This window comes from Clostridium sp. DMHC 10 (genome assembly GCF_001270375.1).
Lineage (GTDB): Bacteria > Bacillota > Clostridia > Clostridiales > Clostridiaceae > Clostridium_S > Clostridium_S guangxiense.
In genome coordinates, this window is record NZ_LGVB01000015.1 from 1,111,977 (window position 1) to 1,133,000 (window position 21,024).

Below are 21,024 nucleotides of genomic sequence, written 5' to 3' on the forward strand. Positions count from 1 at the left end.
CTCTCATCTATTTTCATCTGAAATCATAAATCCAAAGCCCCATAAAGTTTCTATTTTTAAGGAAGAATCTGCTTCTGCAAGTTTTCTTCTTATTCTTTTCATCATATCATCTGTTGCCCTAGTATCTACATCACTGTTAAATCCCCAGATTTTATTTAGAAGCTCTTCTCTGCTAACGCCTTTATTTAAATTTTTGTGCCAAATATAGTAGTAGATTAAACTCTATGGGTGTAAATTTTAATTTTTTACCATTACAGTAAACAGTCTTGCTATCAATGTTTATGTTCACATCTAGAATTTTTAAAAGATTGCTATCTTTTCTTTCTTCCGTTTTAACATCAATGAGTCTAAATATTTTCTTTACTCTTAGTACTAATTCTACGGGGCTAAAGGGTTTTGTCATATAATCATCACTTCCAAGCATTAGTCCTGCTATTTTATCCGTTTCGCTATCTTTTGCTGAAATAATTATTATAGGAACATTGCTGATTTTTCTTAATTCTGCGCATAAGGCCAGACCATCAATGCCAGGCATCATAATGTCTAGGATGAGCATATCTGCCCTCTTTTCTTTAAAAGCTTCTAATAAATCTTCTCCATTAGAATAAGTAATTACCTCATAGCCTTCTTTTACTAAAAACATTTCTATTAATTTTTGTATTTTAATTTCGTCATCTGCAATATAGATAAGTTTTTTCGGCATAAATAATCCTCCTGTAAAGGTGTTATATATTAAATTGATTATAACACATTATTAGGTTTCTATATTTACCACCATATTTCCGCCACAAATTCGCCACAATTTATCTCTGATTTATCCCAAAATTAAATGTTAAACTTGTTTCATAAGCATTAACATCACAGTAAGGGAGAGTATAATATGAAAAAAATTTTAATTGTTATCCCAATTTTATCTTTGATTTTTGTAGTAGCTGCCTGTAGTAAAAAATCTGCTTTTTCACCAGCTTCAAATAATGCAAAAACTGGGGCGGTTAAAGTTAGCAATAATTATGGAAAGTCAGCCTCTAATAATGTAGGTTCAGCTGTAAACTCTAATTATAGTTCTGCAGGTAAGAATACGTCGGCTTCTATGCAAAGTATTAATTCATCTATGGATAAATTAAATTCTGCTTTAAATGCTTCAGATGACTCTAATAATATAAATCAAACTGAGTCGTTAATAAATAATATAAATTAATTTTATAAGGAGTGAATTGAATGAATAGTAAAAAATTAATTTCAGCAGTAATTGCAATGGCAATTATATTACCTAGTTCAGCGGTATATGCAAAAACACCTAATTTTGGAGGAGGCTTATTAAAGCAGCAGCAAAACCAAGCTAATAAAGCAGCCTTACAGCAATATAGAAGTGATATTTCATCAAAAAAGGATACAGTTAAGCAAAATTATCAGACTAATAAAAATTTAAGACAAGCTATAGCTCAGAAAAAAGCTACTATTAAAGGTTTAATACAAAACATAAAGCAAAGTGGAAAACAATTAAATTCAACAGATTTATCTAGCATACAAACAGAGCTGCAAACCATAGACAATGATATAGCTTCCTTGCAAACACTTAATGGAAGTATTAAACAGGATTATACGACTATAAAAAGTGACATTAAAAATAAGGATTATCAAGCAGCAGAATCACAATTTGGCAGTATAATAGCCACTCAAAATACAAGAACAACTGATCTTACAAATTTAAGTGCTGATATGGATAAACTAATTAGTGAACTTCAAACAGCTGTTTCAGATTCTGCTGCAAATTAATATCTATGTTGCTGTAAGACTATTTTATCCCTTTGACATTTTGTAATTTCCAGCACAGTTAAAGTCTTTCTTCCAGGCTTTTTCTGCTGCTGGCTTAAAGTTTGCGGCAAGTTCATCAAGCTCTTTCATGAATTCAGGATTACTAATCATATTGTTAGCACTTTCATCCGTAGGTTTAGCATTGGTCTTTTTAACAACTTCACGCACAACTGTAGGATTATCAATCATCATGCATGGCATTAAGAGATTTTTGTTGTAAGGTTGTCTTTTTCTTAATTCCTTAAAGTATGGAGTTTTAAATGCATCTAAAAGAGGCTGATTTTTTACATTAAAGGATGAAAAATGGGAAAATATGCATGGCTCTACATCTTCTTTTGCATTTATATGGCAGTAATACTTACCAGCTATACATCCGCCAACGTAAGGAGCATCGTTAAAGAAATCTATGCAAAAATATGGCATTGTAGTTCTAATCTCTCTTGTCCTTCTTCCAAGTTCAATTCTTTGGGTAGGAGTAAGCATATTTTTTACATCCACACCAACGCCTACAGGCATATAAATAAAATACCAGCTTATTTTTGAACCTTTGTCAATTAGCATTTGTATGAATTTTTTTGATGATACGGTTTCAAAATTATGAGTGGACGTTGCAGAGGATACACCAAAAACAATCCCCCTTTTTCGGAGTAAGTCCATTCCGTGCATTACTTTATTAAAAGTACCTTTGCCCCTTCTAGCATCAGTTTCCTTTTCAAAACCTTCTAGAGAAAACATTGGTGCTACATTCCCTAATTTTTGTATTTTATCAGCTAAGTTTTCTGTAAAAAGAGTTCCATTGGTAAAAGGGACAAACATGCAATCGTTATATTTTTGGTAGATGTCAAGCATGTAATTATTTATAAAAGGTTCTCCACCAAGAATTATAAAAAAATATGTTCCTAGGTTTCTTGCTTCTTCTATAATTCTATCGACTTCTTTAAATGGTATATCGTCCTTTTTGCTATAATTTCCAGCGTAACAGCCAGTACACTTTAAATTGCATCTCATTGATGGACTTAAAAGAATTACGAAAGGAATTTTTATATTTTCATCATTCAAGTATTTATCACGTTTAGACATGCCATACCATACGCCATTTGATAGAAAGTTTACAAAGAACTTTTTGAGACACTTTTTATTTACGGTTTTAAGTATGTTTTGAATATATTCATGTACACTCTTATTGGTATTATAATAGTTTAGGACAGTATCGATTTGTGATAATGAGTAAGGATCCTTAATGGCACTTTTTACAATACCAAAAATTTTATTTACATTTTTTTCTGGGTTTTTATCTATATAGGATATTATAACTTTTATAAGTGATTCTTTCATCCCTTTTTCTAAGGATTCTGTTAATTTCATAATTTTCCTCCTCTATCTAAAAAAACTTACAAAGTAATTTAATCATTTAAATTTATATATATAAAATATAGTATAATTCTACTATATATAAACTTTATATTTTGATTGGATATGGAACGGAGGGGAAGAAAGTTATGTTTGAATATGAAGTAATACAAAACTTAAATGAGTTAGAATTATCTTTATATGAATATATAATGAAAAATAGTGAAAAGGTAATGTATATGAAGATAAGAGATTTGGCTAATGAAGCACATGTTTCAACAACCACTATTTTAAGATTTTGTAAAAAAGTGAATTGTGTTGGATTTTCAGAGTTCAAATTGAAGTTTAAGATGTACATGGAAGGTAATTGTAATAAAAAAGTAAATGAAGATGTATCGGTCATATTAGATAATTTTGAGAGAATGGCGGATCCCGGATTTGATGGAAAGGTAAATGAGTTATGTGAGTTAATTAATAATGCTGAAAATTTAATATTTATAGGGGGAGGTTTATCTGGAATAGTTGCTAAATATGGGGCCAGATATATGGCTTCAATAGGAAAATTCGCTGTTTACATAGATGACTTATTATTTCCTGTAAACTGTGAGTATTATAAAAATAATTTAGTTATAGTATTATCCGTATCAGGTGAAACACCAGAGATTATAAATGCTATAAATATATTTAAAAAACAAAAATGTAGGATAGCAAGTATAACGAATAGTGCGAACAGTACAATAGCGAGGATGTCTAACTTCAATATTTCATATTATATACCAGAAGAGAAGGTAGGACTAATGGATGTAACTAGTCATTTACCACCAATTTATATTATAGAAACTGTAGGAAAGAGATTATATAACAATTGTATAGTAAAACAAAAATATAAAGTAATAAATAATATTGACGAATAAAAAACAATATGTTTTTTTCTTGTTACAATATACAAAAAATAAGACCTGTTATTTTAGACTCTTAAAATGATTACAAGAGAATTTTTTAGTTTTATAATATGCTTTAGAAAAAGCTTTACAGAAAATTTGAAGCAGAAATTAAAAAGATAAATTATTTTTGTATATGATAGCTTAAAAGGAGAGGATAAAATATGGCATTTAGTAAGAATTTTTTATGGGGTGGAGCAGTTGCAGCGCATCAATTAGAAGGCGGATGGAATGAAGGCGGTAAAGGAATAAGCACTGCTGATGTAATGACAGCAGGAGCAAATGGAGTGCCAAGAAAAATTACAGATGGAGTAATTGAGGGATTAAACTATCCTAACCATGAAGCAATTGACTTTTATCATAGATATAAAGAAGATATTAAATTATTTGCTGAAATGGGATTTAAATGTTTTAGAACTTCAATAGCATGGAGTAGAATTTTTCCAAATGGTGATGAAATGGAGCCTAATGAAGAAGGTTTGAAATTTTATGACGATATGTTTGATGAAATGCTTAAGTATAAAATCGAGCCTGTAATCACATTATCACATTTTGAAATACCTTATGGAATAGTTAAAAATTATGGTGGTTGGAGAAGTAGAAAAGTTATTGATTTTTTTGTAAGATATGCTGTGACTGTTATGAAACGTTATAAGAATAAGGTTAAATATTGGATGACATTTAATGAAATAAACAATCAAACACAAACAGAGCAGGATTTATTTGCATTTACTAATTCAGGTATTATATTCAAAGAAGGTGAAAATAGAGAGGAAGTAACATATCAAGCAGTGCACCATGAACTTGTTGCTAGTGCTTTAGTTGTTAAAAAGGCTCATGAAATAAATCCAGATTTTAAGGTGGGATGTATGCTTGCGTGTGTGCCAGTGTATCCATATTCTTGTAATCCGGAAGATGTAATGCTTTCTGTGCAATCAATGCATAATATATATCTTTTTGGAGATGTTCATTGCAGAGGATATTATCCAAGCTATGCGCTTAAGAGTTGGGAAAGAAATGGCTATAATATTAAAATGGAAGAAGAAGATGCTCAAATTTTAAGAGATGGCTGTGTTGATTATATTGGATTTAGTTATTATATGTCAAAGACAGTAAAGGCTGATAATCAGAACAATACAAATGAAATCAAAAATCCGTATGTAAAAGCTAGTGATTGGGGTTGGCAAATTGATTCTGTTGGTTTGCGATATGTGTTAAATTCATTATATGAGCGTTATGAAAAACCATTATTTATTGTTGAAAATGGATTTGGTGCAGTCGATGTAAAAGAAAAAGATGACTCATGCAATGATGACTATAGAATTTCTTACCTAAGTGAACATATTAAGGAAATGAAAAAAGCTGTTGAAATTGATGGTGTTGATTTAATGGGATATACGCCATGGGGATGCATAGATTTAGTGTCATTTGGAACGGGTGAGATGAAAAAGCGTTATGGCTTCATTTATGTTGATAAAGATAATGATGGTAAAGGAACTTTAGGAAGAAGTAAGAAAAAATCATTTTATTGGTATAAAAGAGTAATTGAAAGCAACGGAGAAACACTTTAAGTATATTATTGTGACTAGCTTTTAATGAAATATCAAAGAAGCATAAGGTTGCGTGTTATTTTGCTTAGGTTACAAAAGAATGTTGATAAAGCTTTAAGCAGTAAGTACATTTTAAAGATGAAAGCTCCTCTTGTAATAAGTCTATTGAATATTACAATGAGGAGTTTTTTTGTAATTTAAATAGCTGTGTACATAAATTGCAAAGGATGATATAGTTATTAGTATAATAAGAAATAGCTATTAAAGAGGGAAGGCAAAGCATTATGAAATTAGAAGAGAAAATTAGAAGTAAGATTGCTACTTTAATAATTGCAGCATTTTTATTATATATTTCATTTAATTATGGCAAGGATATTATTGGAATATTAAATAGGATATATGAATTATTTTTTCCGTTTATCTTAGGTGGATGCATTGCCTTTATTCTTAATATACCAGTTACGTTTTTTCCCAAAAGTTATTGAATTGGAAGGAAAAGGGAATAGGCAAAATAATTAGAAAATTTAATGTAGGCATTAGTATAGTGGTTTCATGTCTTCTTATATTAGGTGGCTTAGTATTGGTTTCTGCTATAATTATACCCAATATAGTTGAAACTATTAAAATATTGCCAAAAACTTTTAATAATTCTGAAATAGCCTTCCAAAAAATTTCTGAACGGCAATACTTGGCTATCTAAGAATGTAATGAACTTAGTTAATAATATGAATATAGATTGGAATGGAACTTTAAACAGGGTAAAATCAATTGTTTTTAATGGAGCTAGTTCAGTTCTTATGTCAACCTTAGGAGCGGCAACTGCTTTAGCTAGTACTACTGTAGAATTTGTGTTAGCATTTGTATTTTCCATATACATATTGGCACAAAAGAAGAAATTAAGCACTCAGATTAAAAAGGTATTATATGCTTTTTTTAAAAAGGAAAGAGTGGACTTCATGTTAGAAATATTAAAACTTACGAATAATACCTTTTCAAATTTTATTACCGGACAATGTACTGTATCGGCAATTTTGGGAGTTACGTTTTTTATTGTAATGACAATTTTAAGGCTTCCATATGCAATTGTGATTAGTATAATAATAGGAGTTTTTTCAATTATACCTATGATAGGCTCAATTATCGGATTTGTCTTAAGCGTATTATTGCTTTTAATATTTAATCCTATAAAGGCAGTTGTTTTTATAGTTGTTTATGCAATAATTAAGCAGCTGGAAGATAATTTGATTTATCCAAAGGTTGTGGGGAATTCTGTGGGATTACCATCTATTTTGGTATTAGTAGCAATAATTTTAGGAGATAAAATTTTGGGAGTTGCGGGCATGATTATCTCTATTCCCCTATTTTCAGTAGCTTATGTTTTATTTCGCAAAGAGGTATATACTAGATTAGAGCGAAAATCTTTAAAAATAGAATAGTGTTTTGAAATTGCAAATTTACTTGAGTAACCACATGTAATTGTGTGTGAAGGTTCATGATATTTTAATAAACCTATGGAAGAGGCATGGAAGCGATCAGCAGAGTTCACGATATTTTTAAATTACATATTAAATAATTATTAGCGCGACAGCTCCATTTGTTAGAATCTAAGAAGTTGTACTAGTAGGAGCTGAAATAATTAAAAATGATATCTATAAGTAAAATCCATGTATATAAGATTATATGTTTCCTTTTTATTCATTAGCTTGTTTAACAAATCTTACGCCCATATTAAATGCGTTTTGACAGTCCTTTGGAAATTGTTCTTCTCTAACTTTTCTCTTTTTCTTTTCATCAAATAGTGGGGCAACATATTTTGAATAATCATTAAATTGGTATGTGTCATTTACAGCTAAGGATTCAAAAGAACCAAAGGTCTTCTCTATATATGCTTGAAGAGATTTTAGATCATCTTCATATCCAGCTTTAAATTGCTCATTGGTTACATTCATTGTATAAATAAATCCGGCTGGTATTTTTCTTTGGAAAAGACTTGAATGATCTTTATCATAAACTAGGTATTGAAAAATGAGTCTTTCTAAGAAGGATCTCATAGCTCCAGTAACTGAGTGTAAGTATATTGGAGAGCCCAAAATAATTGCATCAGCATTTGAAACTTTTTCAAAAATAGGTGTTAAATCATCTTTTAAGGCACATTTTCCATAACTTTTACCATTTTTTAGTTTGCAGGCAAAGCAACTTACACAGCCTTTATAATTTTTATCATAAAGATGAATAAGCTCTGTTTCGGCACCACATGAAGATGCTCCGTCTAGAACATTAGTAAGAAGAGTAGCTGTATTTTTATTTTTTCTAGGACTTCCGTTAATTGCAATTACTTTCATTAATTTTACCTCCATATTGTATGTTTAATTGACTTTATGTTATAAATTATATATCATGATAAAAAAATAAGTAAGTATGCACTTATTTGTTATATGGTAACAACAATGTTAGTAAAGGAGCAGTGTTATGATTAGTTTTGAAGATAAATATGGTACTTGTGGAATGCGCTATACGATGTCTGTAGTTGAGGGAAAGTGGAAATGGATTATATTGTGGAAAATATATAAAGCTAAGGTAATAAGATATAATAAATTGAGAGATAGTTTAGAACCTATTGCTCATAAGACATTAAGTGCACAGCTAAAAGAACTTGAAATCAGCAATCTAATTCATAGAGAACAATATAATGAAGTTCCGCCCAAGGTTGAATATTCCTTAACAGAGGAAGGAATGTCATTAATACCAATTCTTGAACTTATGAGCAAATGGGGTAATGAGCATATTAAAAAATAGATTTATTTTATACTTTTTTTTCAGTAGTGTGTAGAATAATTGCTATAACTTGAGTGACTATTCCAAAAATGCAAACTCCATACCATCCAAAATGTGAATAGCTATAGGAACCTAAAAATGAACCTAATGCTCCTCCAAGAAAAAAACTAACCATGTAAATTGTGTTAAGTCTATTACGTGTTTTTTCGTTCAAGGAATGAACTCTTGCTTGGTTAGAGACATTACAGGATTGTACTCCTAAATCTAGAAGAATAATTCCTAAAATAAGTCCCCAAATTTTAAAGCCAAATAGAAAGAAAGATAAGTAAGCAAGTATAACTACGATTATACATATACCTATAGTAAATCTTGAACCCCTTTTGTCAGATACTTTTCCAACTATTGGAGCAGCAAGAGCGCCGCTGATACCAACTAACCCAAATAAACCTGCTGCTTCAGCTCCCATATTGTAATGAGAGCTTTCAAGTAAGAATATAAGTGATGTCCAAAAGGCACTAAAAGCTGAAAACATTAATGCACCATTCATAGAAGCTCTTCTTAAAATTGGTTCAGTTTTTATTAAGAGTATCATTGATTTCAGAAGTTTAGTATATTTAATGTCAGAAACGGATTCACATATGGGGATTAATTTCCTAAGAAGAAGCATAAGAGCAAACATCATAATTGCTGCAATAATATAAACTGTTCTCCAGCCTAAGTAGCCGCCTAATATGCCGCTGACTGTACGAGAAAGCAATATTCCAATTAATAAGCCGCTCATTATTGTACCAATTGTTTGTCCTCTTTGCTGTGGATTTGACAGCTCAGCGGCTAAAGGAATAATAAGCTGAGGAATAATAGAAGTAAATCCAACAGCAAAGGAAGAAAATATCAGAGCATATATATTTGAAGAGAAGAACATGCTTATAAGTGAGAGCATCGAGAATAAAAGCATTATTATTATTAATTTTCGCTTTTCTTTTATATCTCCTAAAGGCAATATAAATATCATTCCAACTGCATAACCTATTTGTGTAAGTGTAGCTGCAAAGCCTATGTTTAATTGGCTTACATGAAAGGTTTTTAGCTATATCAGCTAAAAGTGGTTGTATATAATATAAATTTGCTACAGTAAGTCCACAGGCTATGGACATAACTAAAATTAATAAATTAGTTAGTATTGGTTTAACCTCAAAATTATTTATTGATGAATTTATTTTTGTAACCGTGTTATTTGATTGATACATTATAAATCACTTCCTTAGATTAAATAGTTTAACTAATAAAATTAGTGAAGATCTTTTTTTCCATTTCTGGTTCTTTTATAGTTCCTCGCCCATTTTCAACAAGTTTCATAAGCCAGGCTATATTTTTACCTAATATCCTCATTATTTGTATTCCTTCTTCGTCTTTCATTGCTTCACCTGGTAATCTTCCATTAATAATATTCCAATAGTTTGAAGTAGGGATGAGCATTTCAGAATGATTAATGTAATTATTTAATTGATCAAATGTTGAAGTTCCACCTGTACGCCTTACTGCCACTACGGCAGCTCCAACTTTATGTCTGAGCATACTGTCATTAGCTTCTGCCACACGAAAAGCTCTGTCTAAAAATGACTTCATTGTTCCAGCAATTGCTGAATAATGCACTGGCGAGCCTAAGATTATTCCGTCGGCATCTTTCATTTTTTCAATCCAATCGTTAACTAGATCAGTAGTAATGGCGCATTTTCCATTTTTATTTTTTGTACAGTATCCACAAGCAATGCATCCTCTTATAAATTTATTCCCTACATGAATTATTTCTGTTTCAATTCCTTCTTTTTGGAGTTCATCAGCAACCATTTTTATTCCATGGTAAGTATTACCTGACTTGTTAGGACTTCCATTAAAAATTACAACTTTCATTAAATTTCCTCCTCATATATTTAATAATGTTTGCATATTTTGTTGAGTTTGTATAGTTGATATCACTAAGGATGGTTATTTTAAGTATTTGGTTAAAATAGTAAAACAAGTTTATAAAACTGAACGTTTAGTTTATAAATATATAATATACTAAACGTTCAGTTTTGTAAATACTTTTTTTTATTTAAAACAAAAATCCTTTTATTACGTTTAGCTATGTTTAAAAGAAAAAAATATATAGTATAATATACGTATAGTTTATTAAGTATACTGTTAAGGATTAATTACAATGGAGGTAACTATGATGGAGAAAAAATTAGGACGTCCACGCAGCGAAAAAACTAAAAAGGCCATCCTTACTGCTGCATATGACTTATTACTTGAAAATGGTTTTGGAGCTGTTACAATTGAAAAGATTTCTGAAAAAGCTGGAGTTAGTAAAGCTACTATTTACAAATGGTGGTCAAATAAAGCTGCCGTTGTTATGGATGCTTTTTTTGACGCTGCTGTTGAAAGACTTCCAATACCTAATACGGGATCAACTATTAATGATATGATAATTCAAGTAAATAATTTAGCGAAATTTTTAATTAGTCGTGAGGGGAAGATAATTAATGAGATAATAGCAGAAGGTCAATTTGATAAAAAGCTAGCTGAAGTTTATCGTACAATATATTTTAAACCTCGCAGACTTGATTCACGACATATTTTAGAGCGTGGAATTTCAAGAGGAGAACTAAGGAAGGATTTAGATATAGAATTAGTTATAGACTTAATTTTCGGTCCATTATTCTATAGATTATTAATAACAGGAGATATTGTAGATGAGGATTTTATAAAAAAACTAGTAATCTATGTATTTAAGAGCATAAAATAGAAATCGGTTTGGTTTCTATTTTATGCTCTTAAATTCCTCAAAGGTGGATATTGAAAATAAGATTATACAATTATTAATTTTAAAGTGAAATAGAGGGCTGCTGCACTAAATCTATTCAAATTATGATTAAACTAATTTTTAGTGCGGTATCACTCTATCTATAATTAATTATTTTAGATTATCTACAGCAGCTCTTTCAATTGAAAGTCCGCTAGCGTAACGCTTCATGAATTCATCAAAACCTTGTACATCTTTAGGATCTGGATTAAGTTTTGTACCAACATACTCGGCAAATATTTTATTTGTCAAATAATCTTCTAAAGTTTCACTTTCGGCTTTGTTAATCATGTAAGCTGCAAGCAGTGCAATGCCCCATGCTCCACCTTCACCAGCATTTTCCATAACAGTAACAGGAGCATTTATAGCAGCAGCCATGATTTTTTGACCTATGCCTCTAGTTTTAAACAATCCCCCGTGACCTAACATTTCATCGACCCTAACGCCTTCATCCTTAAGGAGAATATCTAAACCAGTTTTTAATGCACCTAAAGCAGTAAATAAGTTTACGCGCATGAAATTAGCTAAATTGAAGTTGCTTTCAGGTGTACGCACAAATAAAGGACGACCTTCTTCAAAATTAGTTATATGTTCACCTGAGAAATAGTTGTAAGAAAGCAATCCGCCGCAGTCTGGATCTCCAAAAAGTGCCTTAGTATATAAAACTGAGAACAGCTTATCCATAGTAACTTTTTCTAGTCCCATTGCTTCAGCAAATTCCTTAAATATGTTAACCCATGTATTAAGATCAGATGTACAGTTGTTGCAGTGAACCATAGCTACTAGATTTCCAGTAGGAGTTGTAACTAAATCAATTGCATCATATACTTTTGATAATTCTTTTTCAAGTACGATCATTGCAAAAACTGAAGTACCAGCTGAAACATTACCTGTACGCTTTGCTACACTGTTAGTTGCAACCATGCCTGTTCCTGCATCACCTTCTGGTGGACAAAATGGAATACCTGGTTTAAGGTTTCCTGTAACATCTAAAAGTTTTGCTCCTTCTTCTGTAAGACTCCAGCGTTTTCACCAGCAATTAAAACTTTAGGAAGAATATCAGAGAGTTTCCATGACAAATTCTTAGAAGCTACTAAGTCATCGAACTGCGTAATCATCTTTGTATTGTAGTTTTTGGTATTTATATCAATGGGAAACATTCCTGATGCTTCACCAATACCTATAACCTTTTCTCCTGTTAATTTCCAGTGAACATATCCTTCCAAGGTTGTTTGGAAGTCGATATCAGTTACGTGCTCTTCACCATTTAAAATAGCTTGATAAAGATGGGCAATGCTCCATCTTTGAGGAATATGGTAGTTGAAAAGTTTAGTGAGTTTTTCTGAAGCCTCTTCAGTAATGGTGTTACGCCATGTACGAAACGGTACCAAAAGTTCACCAGCTTTGTTGAAAACCATATAACCATGCATCATAGCACCAAAACCGATTGCACCGATGGTTTTAAGAGTTACTCCATATTGCTTTTTTACATCGCTTGCCATCTTTTGATAACTATCCTGTATACCTTCCCAAATATCCTCTAAGCTATATGTCCATATATTGTTAATATAGCTGTTTTCCCAGTCGTGGCTGCCGGAAGCGATAGGTGTATTGTCTTCACCAATCAAAATCGCTTTAATTCTTGTTGAACCAAGCTCTATACCGAGGGAGGTTTTTCCATTGATAATAGAATTTTTGATATCATTCATTGCATTTATTCCTCCATAAAATATTTTAATTTTTTTAAATATTTGTAAACATTTTCTTGATGGATATATACTTAAAAGCTTACACATGATGTACGTATAACTTGTTATACAACTTTTTTTTATTAGTATTGCTGTTAATGGTATTATGTTTTGTGTAAAATCATCACTTATCCTATTCATTGTTAAAGTCAGTACTTTGAATATTTCCTGTTTATAACAAAATAATATTTGTATAAAACAAAACCTGTACGTACAACGTATAGTGTTATTGTACTATCAAAACAACATTTAATCAATATGATTTTTGCGTAAGCTTAAAATTTTTAGTTACTATAATTGAGAGAAGGCTATGCTCCACTTTGTATCCATACACTTTGTTTTTTTACCTTATTAGATTATAATGGGAGTTATCAAAAAGGTGGTGCTATAATGAACTTAAGCAAACAAAAGAGAATTGCTGTCATAAATGATGTTACTGGCTTTGGGAGATGTTCTGTAGCAGTAGCATTGCCTATTATATCAGCAATGAAAATACAATGTTGTCCGTTACCTACTGCAATCTTATCTAGTCAAACATCATTTCCAAATTTCTTTTTTGATGACTATACTCCTCATATGAGAAGTTATATGAATAATTGGAAGGAACTAAATTTGAAATTTGATGGAATTTGTACTGGGTTTTTAAGTTCCAAAGAACAAATTGATATTGTAGTAGAATTCTTTCAAAAATTTAAATCACAAAACACTACTGTTATTGTTGATCCTGTTATGGGCGATTATGGACAACTTTATTCTACATATACACAAGAGATGTGCCATGAAATGAAGAGATTGATGAAATATGCTGATGTAATGACTCCAAATCTTACTGAGGCTTGTAGACTTCTTGATATTCCTTATCCAGATAAAAGCTTGAGTCATGATGAACTTGAAGATATCGCAAAGGAACTTTGTGAAAAAGGTCCAGATAAAATTGTAATCACTGGTCTACAAAATAATGGAAATATACAAAACTTTGTATATGAGACTGGAAAACCGTATACTATTATAAATGTAAAAAAAATAGGGGAAGATCGTTCTGGTACTGGAGATGTATTTACTTCTATTGTAGCTGCAAATATAGTTAAGGGAGTAGAACTTATTACTGCTGTAAAGAAAGCTACAGATTTTATTAGTAAAGCTATTGATTATACTGCTAAAATTGGCACTCCAGTATATGATGGCATTTGCTTTGAAGAATATTTGACAGAACTTCGATAACATTAATATTAGCCACATAATTTAAAACATAAGGAAAAGAGGAAGACAAAGTATGGTTATACTGTATGTATATAATAATGGCGATTATATCAATTTAGAAAATATTGATATTGCTAAAAGAGAAGTTGACCACAAAAATGTTTATGTTAATTTAACTAACAAATGTCCTTGCGCCTGTACCTTTTGCCTAAGAAATACTAAGGAAATGGCTGAATCAAATAGTTTATGGTTAGATAGAGAACCTACTGTGGAGGAAATCATAGAAAAGTTTGAAAAATATAATTTAACTCAATTCAATGAAATTATATTCTGTGGATTTGGAGAGCCTTTAACACGTCTTGGTGATTTATTAGAAGTGGCAAAGTATTTAAAAGGCAGAAATAGCAATAGTTCAATTCGTATAAATACTAATGGATTGGCAGATTTAATTCATGAAAAGGAAACTGCTCCATTGTTAAAAGGTTTAATTGATACTGTATCCATAAGTCTTAATGCATCAAATGCGGAAGAATATCTCAGATTAACTCGCAGCAAATTTGGTATAAAATCTTATGATGCCATGCTTAAATTCGCAGTAAGCTGCAAAGAGTATGTTCCAAATGTAGTTATGACAGTAGTAGATTGCATTGGACAAGAAGAAATAGATGCTTGCAAGGCTGTATGTGATGCTATTAGAGTACCTTTGAGAGTGCGTGCTTTTGAATAAGATAAAGTTATAAGTTTTGATTTTCATCTTTTTTTATTTTCAAAATGGTTATAATATATTTGGAATATTTATAATACTCCAATATACAGAATTATGAAAAGAGATGGTGTTTGAAATGAATTTATTAATGACAATATTATTACTCATGGTATGTTTGTTGATTTCAAATATCATTAGTCACTACATACCATTCATTCCAACAGCTTTAATTCAAATTGCTTTAGGTGTGATTCTTGCATTGATTTTTAAACATAGTTCATTTGAAATAAAGGAAGAATGGTTCTTTCTTTTGTTTGTAGCGCCTATTTTATATAATGATGGTAAGCATTTTTCCAAGAAATGAATTGTGGAAAATGAAATGGTCTATATTTGGAAATTCTCTTGTATTAGTCCTTCTAACTATTATTGGAGGAGGATATTTTATTCATTGGATGATACCGAATATTCCTCTTGCTGCGGCATTTGCGTTAGCAGCTATTTTATCGCCAACTGATCCAGTGGCTGTAAATGGAATTGCAAAACGTATTCATATACCTGAAAAAATATTAAATCTTGTTAGGGGAGAATCTTTAATAAATGATGCATCTGGTATAGTAGCTTTTAATTATGCAATAACTGCTGCAATAACTGATGATTTTTCTTTAGAAAAAGCAATTTTAAATTTTGTATATGTATTTTTAATAGGTGCAGCTGTAGGATTGATTTTTAGTTTAATTATAATACTTATAAGATTTACCTTACGCAAAGAAGGAATAAATGATGTAGTGTTCCACTCCCTAATACAGATATTAACTCCCTTTGGCATTTTTATTGTCACAGAAGAAATTTTACATGCATCTGGAGTCATTGCTGTAGTGGGTGCAGGAATAGTTCATTCGTTAATAAAGGAAAAAACAGAAACTAGAATTGCAGAAGAACAAGTTCTCACAGAAAATATATGGTCAATTATTTTATTTGTTTTAAACGGAAGTGTATTTTTGTTATTGGGATTAAATATTCCGTTATCAATGGTAGAAACAATATCTAATCCTAATATAGGAAATTGGAGAGCTGTGGGATATGTTGTTGCCATTGGGTTTACTGTTTTAGTAATCCGGTTTGCTTGGTCTTATTTTTCTTCCTATTGTGAATATCGTTTGAGTAAGGTTGTGGATATTGAAAAACCAACTATAAAAATGGCTTTATTAACTAGCTTAACTGGTGTTAGAGGCACAGTTACAATGGCAGGAGTCTTATCAATTCCTTTTTTTTTAGACAATGGAAAAGCTTTTCCTGAACGCCCACTTATATTATTTTTAACTGCTGGTGTAATATTGTTTACGTTAGTATCTGCAACGGTGTTTTTGCCATTTTTGAGTAAAGATGAATTAATAGAAGTGGGAAGAACTAATAATAATGATTTAAAGAAGGTAAAGAATAAGCTTCTATTAGCCAGTATTAAAGCAATTGAGTCAGAAATAAATGATAAAAATGAGGCTGCAGCGTATGAATTAATTAATGAATATAGGCGAATATTTAAAAATAATCGATTTAAGCAAGATTCATTTGTACAAGGTACAGATATTAAACAAAGAAAGATAACAGAAATACGATTAATAGCACTAGATGCAGAGAGAAAATACATATATGAATTAGTAGATAAGGGTGAAATAAATGAAGAGCTTTTTAGAAATTTCGATAAATCTTTTGATTATAGAGAAGAAGCTTTTTTAAGAAGCACTCGTCAGGATACTATGTATCTTATAAGAAAATTAATAAGATGGTGGAAACACCTTTATAGAAATTATCATAAGCAAAAACATGCTAAGCTAAATAATCTTTGTTTAGTAAAGGATATTCAATTAAGAGCAGCTCAAGCTGCAATTAAAGCTCTCAATGAATGTGAAAAGAAGCATGGCAAGTCTAAAGCTCTTAAGATGGTGATTTTTGATTATAAAAGTATAGTTAATAGATTAAAAGGAACAATGGTAAAATATCATGAAGAAAGCATAGAACAAAAGGAAGAGTTAAGAATTAAGGCAATGGATGTGGAGCGTTCAGAGATTCGTAGGATGTATGAGTTAGGGGAGATTAGTAAGGAACAATCAAATGAGTTAAGAAGGTATATAAACTATATTGAAAGTGTAATTTTGTATAAACCTGCTGAGTGAAATGATAAATTATGTAATAAATGAAAAGTATATAGAATATTGATAAATAGTGTATTACAAACCACATATATCTTTAGTTTGACACAGGTATTTATCTAATTTATAATTTATTAAGAAATCGGAAAAAATAAGGAAGCGAAAATTAATATGATGAATGTTATTAAAACTGCAATTGTAACTATAGTAATATCAATTATATCTGGGCTGTTAGTAGAATACTTTAAAAATTTAGCACCTAGAATATTATGTAATATAGGAAATGGCATACCTATAAAAATGAACAACAAAAAAGTGTATGCGTACACTATTACTGTTAGCAATCTATCAAAGAAAATAATTCATGAGTTAAGTTTAAATGTACAAAGTTCACACAGTAATTTGAAAATTGCAGATGCCAAAATAACAAAGGGGTTAAAATTTGAATCTTCAATAAAAGATAACATTTTAGATGTCTATATACCTTTCTTGAGCAAGGACGATAAATTTTCAGTTACAGTATATGTAGAAAATCATAATAAGCCTGTTATTGTAATGAGATCGCCGGAAAACTTCAAGAAGATAGAATCTGTAGAACAAAAGAAAGTATTACCTTCAGTATTTAATACACCTAAAAATGCAAATGAGTCAAATTCAAAGAAAACGAAAAAAATAGGAATGAAGGTTCCTAACAAAAAGGAAATAATAATCATTACATCACTTGTTTTAGTTGTACTTGCTGGAGTTTTAGTAAAACTTTATTTCAAAGGCACAGCCACTAAGGCTCAAACTTCCAGTGTAGAAACCAACGTTGATAAAAAGTCAACTGAGGATGCAGCAAAATCATCAAGTAGAGCAAGTAAAAATGCGGGTATAAAATCATCAACAGGCAGAAAAGTTACAAATACAAAATCATCAACAGGTGGGACAACCCAAAATACAAATACAACTACAGATAAAGCAACAGGAAATACAAGTAATAATACACCAACAAGTGGAACGAAAGGAAACACAAATACAAATGCACCCACAAATGGAACAAGCTCAAATGGGGATACGAGCACAAAGACATCAACGAATACTACAACAGGAAATACAGATACGAATACAAAAACGTCAACAGGTGAATCAACAGGAAATACAAGTACATCATCAAACGGAGCATCCGGAAATACAGGTAATTAATATTTAGCAATGTATAATGACAATAACTCCTACTTAAAGGAGTTATTTTTAGATTAAAGGGAGAAGTCATATCTTCTAAGATGTTTAGGGCTAAAATTCTTGCTACTAGAACTTCTCTATTAATTTTTAAAATACATTTTAAAAATTAATAAAAAATAAAAAACTAAAAATGTTAAAATGATACAATGAAGGCCAAATATAATGATTATTGTTAAAAAACAGTCCTTAATATTGATAATGTGTGATTTTAATGGTAAAATATAAGCAAATATTAAATTATTTATAAAGTTTTAAATAGTTTAATTATGTTGGTGCATACCTTATGCAGGAGTGCACTTTTTAGTGTTTAGTAAACTACAAAAAGAATCGACTTTGTTTTAGATAAGTATAAATATTGATACTTGTTTAAAACAAAACCGAAGAATTGAAAGATGAAATCGGAGGAACAGTATGGAACAAGAGAAGAGTAATTTTATTAAAAATTACATTTTAAATGGCATGGATGAAACAAAAGAATTATTGGAGAATTTGGGGAAAATACCAGCACCATCTCATCATGAGGACAGAAGAGCTCAGTTTTGTAAAAGATGGTTTTTAAGTCAAGGAGCGCAACACGTAATTGTTGATGATGCTAAAAATGTTGTTTGCGAAATAAATTGTGAAAACGCAGAATCAATAGCGGTTTTTATGGCTCATATGGATACCGTATTTGAGGATGAGAAAGAATTTTCTGTACGTTGGGAAAATGAACGATTATATGCACCAGGAATTGGAGACGATACGGCAAATTTGGTGAATTTAATGATGACATATAAGTATTTAAAGAAATATGAGAATAATTTAAAAAAAGGGATTCTCATTGTAGCAAATTCTTGTGAAGAAGGTTTGGGAAATTTAGATGGCTGCAAGGAAATATTCAAGAATTACGGAGAACGAATAGATGAGTTTTATTCCTTTGATGGGTATATATCACAATGTACTAACAGACCTGTAGGTTCTTATCGTTATAAAATAGATGTTAAGGTAACTGGTGGACATTCATATGCAGATTTTGGAAGGAAAAATGCTATTGTAGAATTGAGTAATATTATTCAAGAATTATATGAAATAGCGCCGCCAAAGGATGAAAAAACAACATACAATGTTGGCAAAATTGAGGGTGGAAGCACTGTGAATTCTATTGCAGAACATGCTTGTATGCTGTATGAATTTCGTTCCGAAAGTCAGAAATGTCTTAAAGAAATGAAAGACAAATTCTATGAAACAATTTCAAAGCACAAAAAAGAGGACGTGGAAGTAAAAGTAGAAGTAATAGGAATTCGCCCAGGAAGTGGCTGGAGAGATAAAGAAAAGTTAGTAAAATGGACAAAAAAGAATGTTAATATTATTAAATCTTGTTTTGATGGAGAACTTGATCTTAAAGCTTCTTCTACAGATGCAAATATTCCACTATCAAAAGGTGTATTTGCAAATACTATAGGAACAGTGATAGGTGGACTTGCTCATACTGAAAACGAATGGATAGACTTCTCAAGTATGAAAATAGGACAAGAAATAGCCATTCGATTGGTGAGTCAATATTTAGATAGACAGATAGTATAGTATAAAGAAGAAACTATAAAGGGTGGAAGGCTTTTGGAAAGGAGCTGTTGCACTAAAATTGCGACAGCATCTTTTATTTAAATAAATGACCATTTATAATCTGGGATTTTTATGAACACCTATGTATAAGTTTTTTAATAAATAACAGAATATAGCTATATATTTGTTTCGCAAGTACCAGTTTTTATGAGATCACAAATAGCTTTTATTGAACATTTTACCATGTTTTCTACTGCAGTATTAGTATAAAAGGCCATATGTTGTGTCATTATAACATTTGGAAATTGGCGCAGATAGGCCATATTTTGATTGCTAATAATATCACTTCGTTTATCTTCATGGTATATTCCATCTTCTCCTTCAATAACGTCCAAGGCTAGTGCACCTATTTTTTGTGACTCGATTCCATGAATCAATGCATCAATTTCCATAAGTTCACCTCGAGCACAGTTTATTAAAACTACGCCATCCTTCATGTGTGCAATTTTTTCTTCATTAATAAAATGATATGTACTTTCTAATAAAGGGGTGTGGATAGAAATAACATCACATGAATTTATAAGTGTATCTAAATCTACATATTGTGCATATTTTTTAATAGAGTCATTTTGGTACATATCATATGCGAGAATTTTGCAGCCAAAACCGGAAAGATTTTTAATAACACATTCACCTATTTTTCCTGTTCCAATAATTCCTACTGTCAATTCATTAAGCTCATGGCCTTTAAGACCAGCTAGAGAATAATCATTTACATTTCCACGCCACATAGCTTGTTTATAGTTTCTTAAAGACATTAATATGAGCATTATTGTGTATTCAGCTACACCTGTAGGGGGGTAGTTTGAATTTGCAATTTTTAAATCAATTTCGTGGGCATGTTTTACGTCAATATGATTATAACCAATTGTTCTTGTGACACAGCAGAATACTCCAAAAGTTTTTAAGCGATCTTCCAAATCAGCTGTTATATGGCTTTTTCCTAAAATAGAAATCCCAGAATATCCTTGTACCATTGACAAATTATCATGAGTTAAAGTATCTGAAACGCAGGTGATTTCACACTGATACTGCAATGCATATTTTTGAAAATAAATTTCTTCGTCATCACGCACCTCAAAAGCTAGAATTTTCATAATGTTCCTCCTTAAATTTCGATT

The 21,024-nt window shown here is 30.7% G+C and carries 19 protein-coding genes and 2 pseudogenes; 13 read left to right on the top strand and 8 right to left on the bottom strand.

Annotation, left to right across the window (positions count from 1 at the left end):
• Positions 1-3 precede the first annotated feature (3 nt).
• Both AGR56_RS23340 and AGR56_RS07230 read right to left on the bottom strand, forming a co-directional pair.
• The gene (locus tag AGR56_RS23340) at positions 4-216 is read right to left on the bottom strand and encodes a winged helix-turn-helix domain-containing protein (protein WP_347460522.1); all 213 of its coding nucleotides are present in this window, start codon (positions 214-216) and stop codon (positions 4-6) included.
• Positions 182-703, bottom strand: coding sequence for a response regulator transcription factor (locus tag AGR56_RS07230; protein WP_347460438.1), 522 nt, complete (start codon positions 701-703; stop codon positions 182-184). Before AGR56_RS07230 ends, AGR56_RS23340 begins: the two co-directional genes overlap by 35 nt.
• Before the next feature lie 177 nt (positions 704-880).
• Here AGR56_RS07230 and AGR56_RS07235 point away from each other — a divergent pair, with 177 nt between their 5' ends.
• Together AGR56_RS07235 and AGR56_RS07240 are read left to right on the top strand one after the other, a co-directional pair.
• On the top strand, positions 881-1,198 hold the full coding sequence (locus AGR56_RS07235; RefSeq protein ID WP_053241702.1) for a hypothetical protein: 318 nt from the start codon (positions 881-883) through the stop codon (positions 1,196-1,198).
• Positions 1,199-1,218: 20 nt separating this feature from the next.
• Positions 1,219-1,776, top strand: coding sequence for a hypothetical protein (locus AGR56_RS07240; protein ID WP_053241703.1), 558 nt, complete (start codon positions 1,219-1,221; stop codon positions 1,774-1,776).
• Positions 1,777-1,800: 24 nt separating this feature from the next.
• Here the strand turns inward: AGR56_RS07240 and AGR56_RS07245 are convergent, their stop codons facing one another.
• Complete coding sequence (locus tag AGR56_RS07245; protein ID WP_053241704.1) at positions 1,801-3,180, bottom strand: radical SAM protein; 1,380 nt, start codon at positions 3,178-3,180, stop codon at positions 1,801-1,803.
• A 134-nt stretch (positions 3,181-3,314) separates the two neighbouring features.
• Between AGR56_RS07245 and AGR56_RS07250 the strand changes: the two genes are divergently transcribed.
• From AGR56_RS07250 to AGR56_RS21595, 4 genes are all read left to right on the top strand, one after another.
• Complete coding sequence (locus AGR56_RS07250) at positions 3,315-4,079, top strand: MurR/RpiR family transcriptional regulator (RefSeq protein WP_053241705.1); 765 nt, start codon at positions 3,315-3,317, stop codon at positions 4,077-4,079.
• A 191-nt stretch (positions 4,080-4,270) separates the two neighbouring features.
• Positions 4,271-5,677, top strand: a complete 1,407-nt coding sequence (locus AGR56_RS07255; RefSeq protein ID WP_053241706.1) for a 6-phospho-beta-glucosidase — start codon at positions 4,271-4,273, stop codon at positions 5,675-5,677.
• A gap of 263 nt (positions 5,678-5,940) precedes the next feature.
• The gene (locus AGR56_RS21590; protein WP_242851362.1) at positions 5,941-6,141 is read left to right on the top strand and encodes a hypothetical protein; all 201 of its coding nucleotides are present in this window, start codon (positions 5,941-5,943) and stop codon (positions 6,139-6,141) included.
• 222 nt (positions 6,142-6,363) lie between these two features.
• Positions 6,364-7,092 (top strand): AI-2E family transporter, encoded by a 729-nt coding sequence (locus tag AGR56_RS21595; protein WP_242851363.1) that lies wholly within the window; start codon positions 6,364-6,366, stop codon positions 7,090-7,092.
• A gap of 255 nt (positions 7,093-7,347) precedes the next feature.
• Here AGR56_RS21595 and AGR56_RS07265 read toward each other — a convergent pair whose 3' ends face one another.
• A complete protein-coding gene (locus AGR56_RS07265; protein WP_053241707.1) occupies positions 7,348-7,998 on the bottom strand; it encodes a flavodoxin family protein in 651 nt (216 codons plus the stop codon).
• Positions 7,999-8,125: 127 nt separating this feature from the next.
• Here AGR56_RS07265 and AGR56_RS07270 point away from each other — a divergent pair, with 127 nt between their 5' ends.
• Complete coding sequence (locus AGR56_RS07270) at positions 8,126-8,452, top strand: helix-turn-helix domain-containing protein (RefSeq protein ID WP_053241708.1); 327 nt, start codon at positions 8,126-8,128, stop codon at positions 8,450-8,452.
• A 7-nt stretch (positions 8,453-8,459) separates the two neighbouring features.
• Here AGR56_RS07270 and AGR56_RS07275 read toward each other — a convergent pair.
• Positions 8,460-9,678, bottom strand: a pseudogene (locus tag AGR56_RS07275) (MFS transporter).
• A gap of 28 nt (positions 9,679-9,706) precedes the next feature.
• Complete coding sequence (locus AGR56_RS07280; RefSeq protein WP_053241709.1) at positions 9,707-10,342, bottom strand: flavodoxin family protein; 636 nt, start codon at positions 10,340-10,342, stop codon at positions 9,707-9,709.
• 304 nt (positions 10,343-10,646) lie between these two features.
• Here AGR56_RS07280 and AGR56_RS07285 point away from each other — a divergent pair, with 304 nt between their 5' ends.
• Positions 10,647-11,219, top strand: a complete 573-nt coding sequence (locus tag AGR56_RS07285) for a TetR/AcrR family transcriptional regulator (RefSeq protein WP_053241710.1) — start codon at positions 10,647-10,649, stop codon at positions 11,217-11,219.
• A gap of 168 nt (positions 11,220-11,387) precedes the next feature.
• On the opposite strand, the pseudogene AGR56_RS07290 reads toward AGR56_RS07285, so the two are convergent.
• A pseudogene (locus tag AGR56_RS07290) lies at positions 11,388-12,985 on the bottom strand (FGGY-family carbohydrate kinase).
• A gap of 429 nt (positions 12,986-13,414) precedes the next feature.
• Between AGR56_RS07290 and AGR56_RS07295 the strand changes: the two are divergent.
• From AGR56_RS07295 to AGR56_RS07315, 5 genes are all read left to right on the top strand, one after another.
• Entirely contained in the window at positions 13,415-14,245 is an 831-nt protein-coding gene (locus tag AGR56_RS07295) for a pyridoxamine kinase (RefSeq protein ID WP_053241711.1), read from the top strand.
• A gap of 52 nt (positions 14,246-14,297) precedes the next feature.
• Positions 14,298-14,951, top strand: coding sequence for a TIGR04100 family radical SAM protein (locus AGR56_RS07300; RefSeq protein ID WP_053241712.1), 654 nt, complete (start codon positions 14,298-14,300; stop codon positions 14,949-14,951).
• Between the two features lie 353 nt (positions 14,952-15,304).
• A complete protein-coding gene (locus AGR56_RS07305) occupies positions 15,305-17,101 on the top strand; it encodes a sodium:proton antiporter (RefSeq protein ID WP_347460439.1) in 1,797 nt (598 codons plus the stop codon).
• A 147-nt stretch (positions 17,102-17,248) separates the two neighbouring features.
• The gene (locus tag AGR56_RS07310) at positions 17,249-18,262 is read left to right on the top strand and encodes a hypothetical protein (RefSeq protein WP_053241713.1); all 1,014 of its coding nucleotides are present in this window, start codon (positions 17,249-17,251) and stop codon (positions 18,260-18,262) included.
• A gap of 450 nt (positions 18,263-18,712) precedes the next feature.
• Complete coding sequence (locus AGR56_RS07315; protein ID WP_053241714.1) at positions 18,713-19,864, top strand: M20/M25/M40 family metallo-hydrolase; 1,152 nt, start codon at positions 18,713-18,715, stop codon at positions 19,862-19,864.
• Positions 19,865-20,019: 155 nt separating this feature from the next.
• Here the strand turns inward: AGR56_RS07315 and AGR56_RS07320 are convergent, their stop codons facing one another.
• Positions 20,020-21,000, bottom strand: a complete 981-nt coding sequence (locus AGR56_RS07320; protein ID WP_053241715.1) for a D-isomer specific 2-hydroxyacid dehydrogenase family protein — start codon at positions 20,998-21,000, stop codon at positions 20,020-20,022.
• Positions 21,001-21,024: the final 24 nt, after the last annotated feature.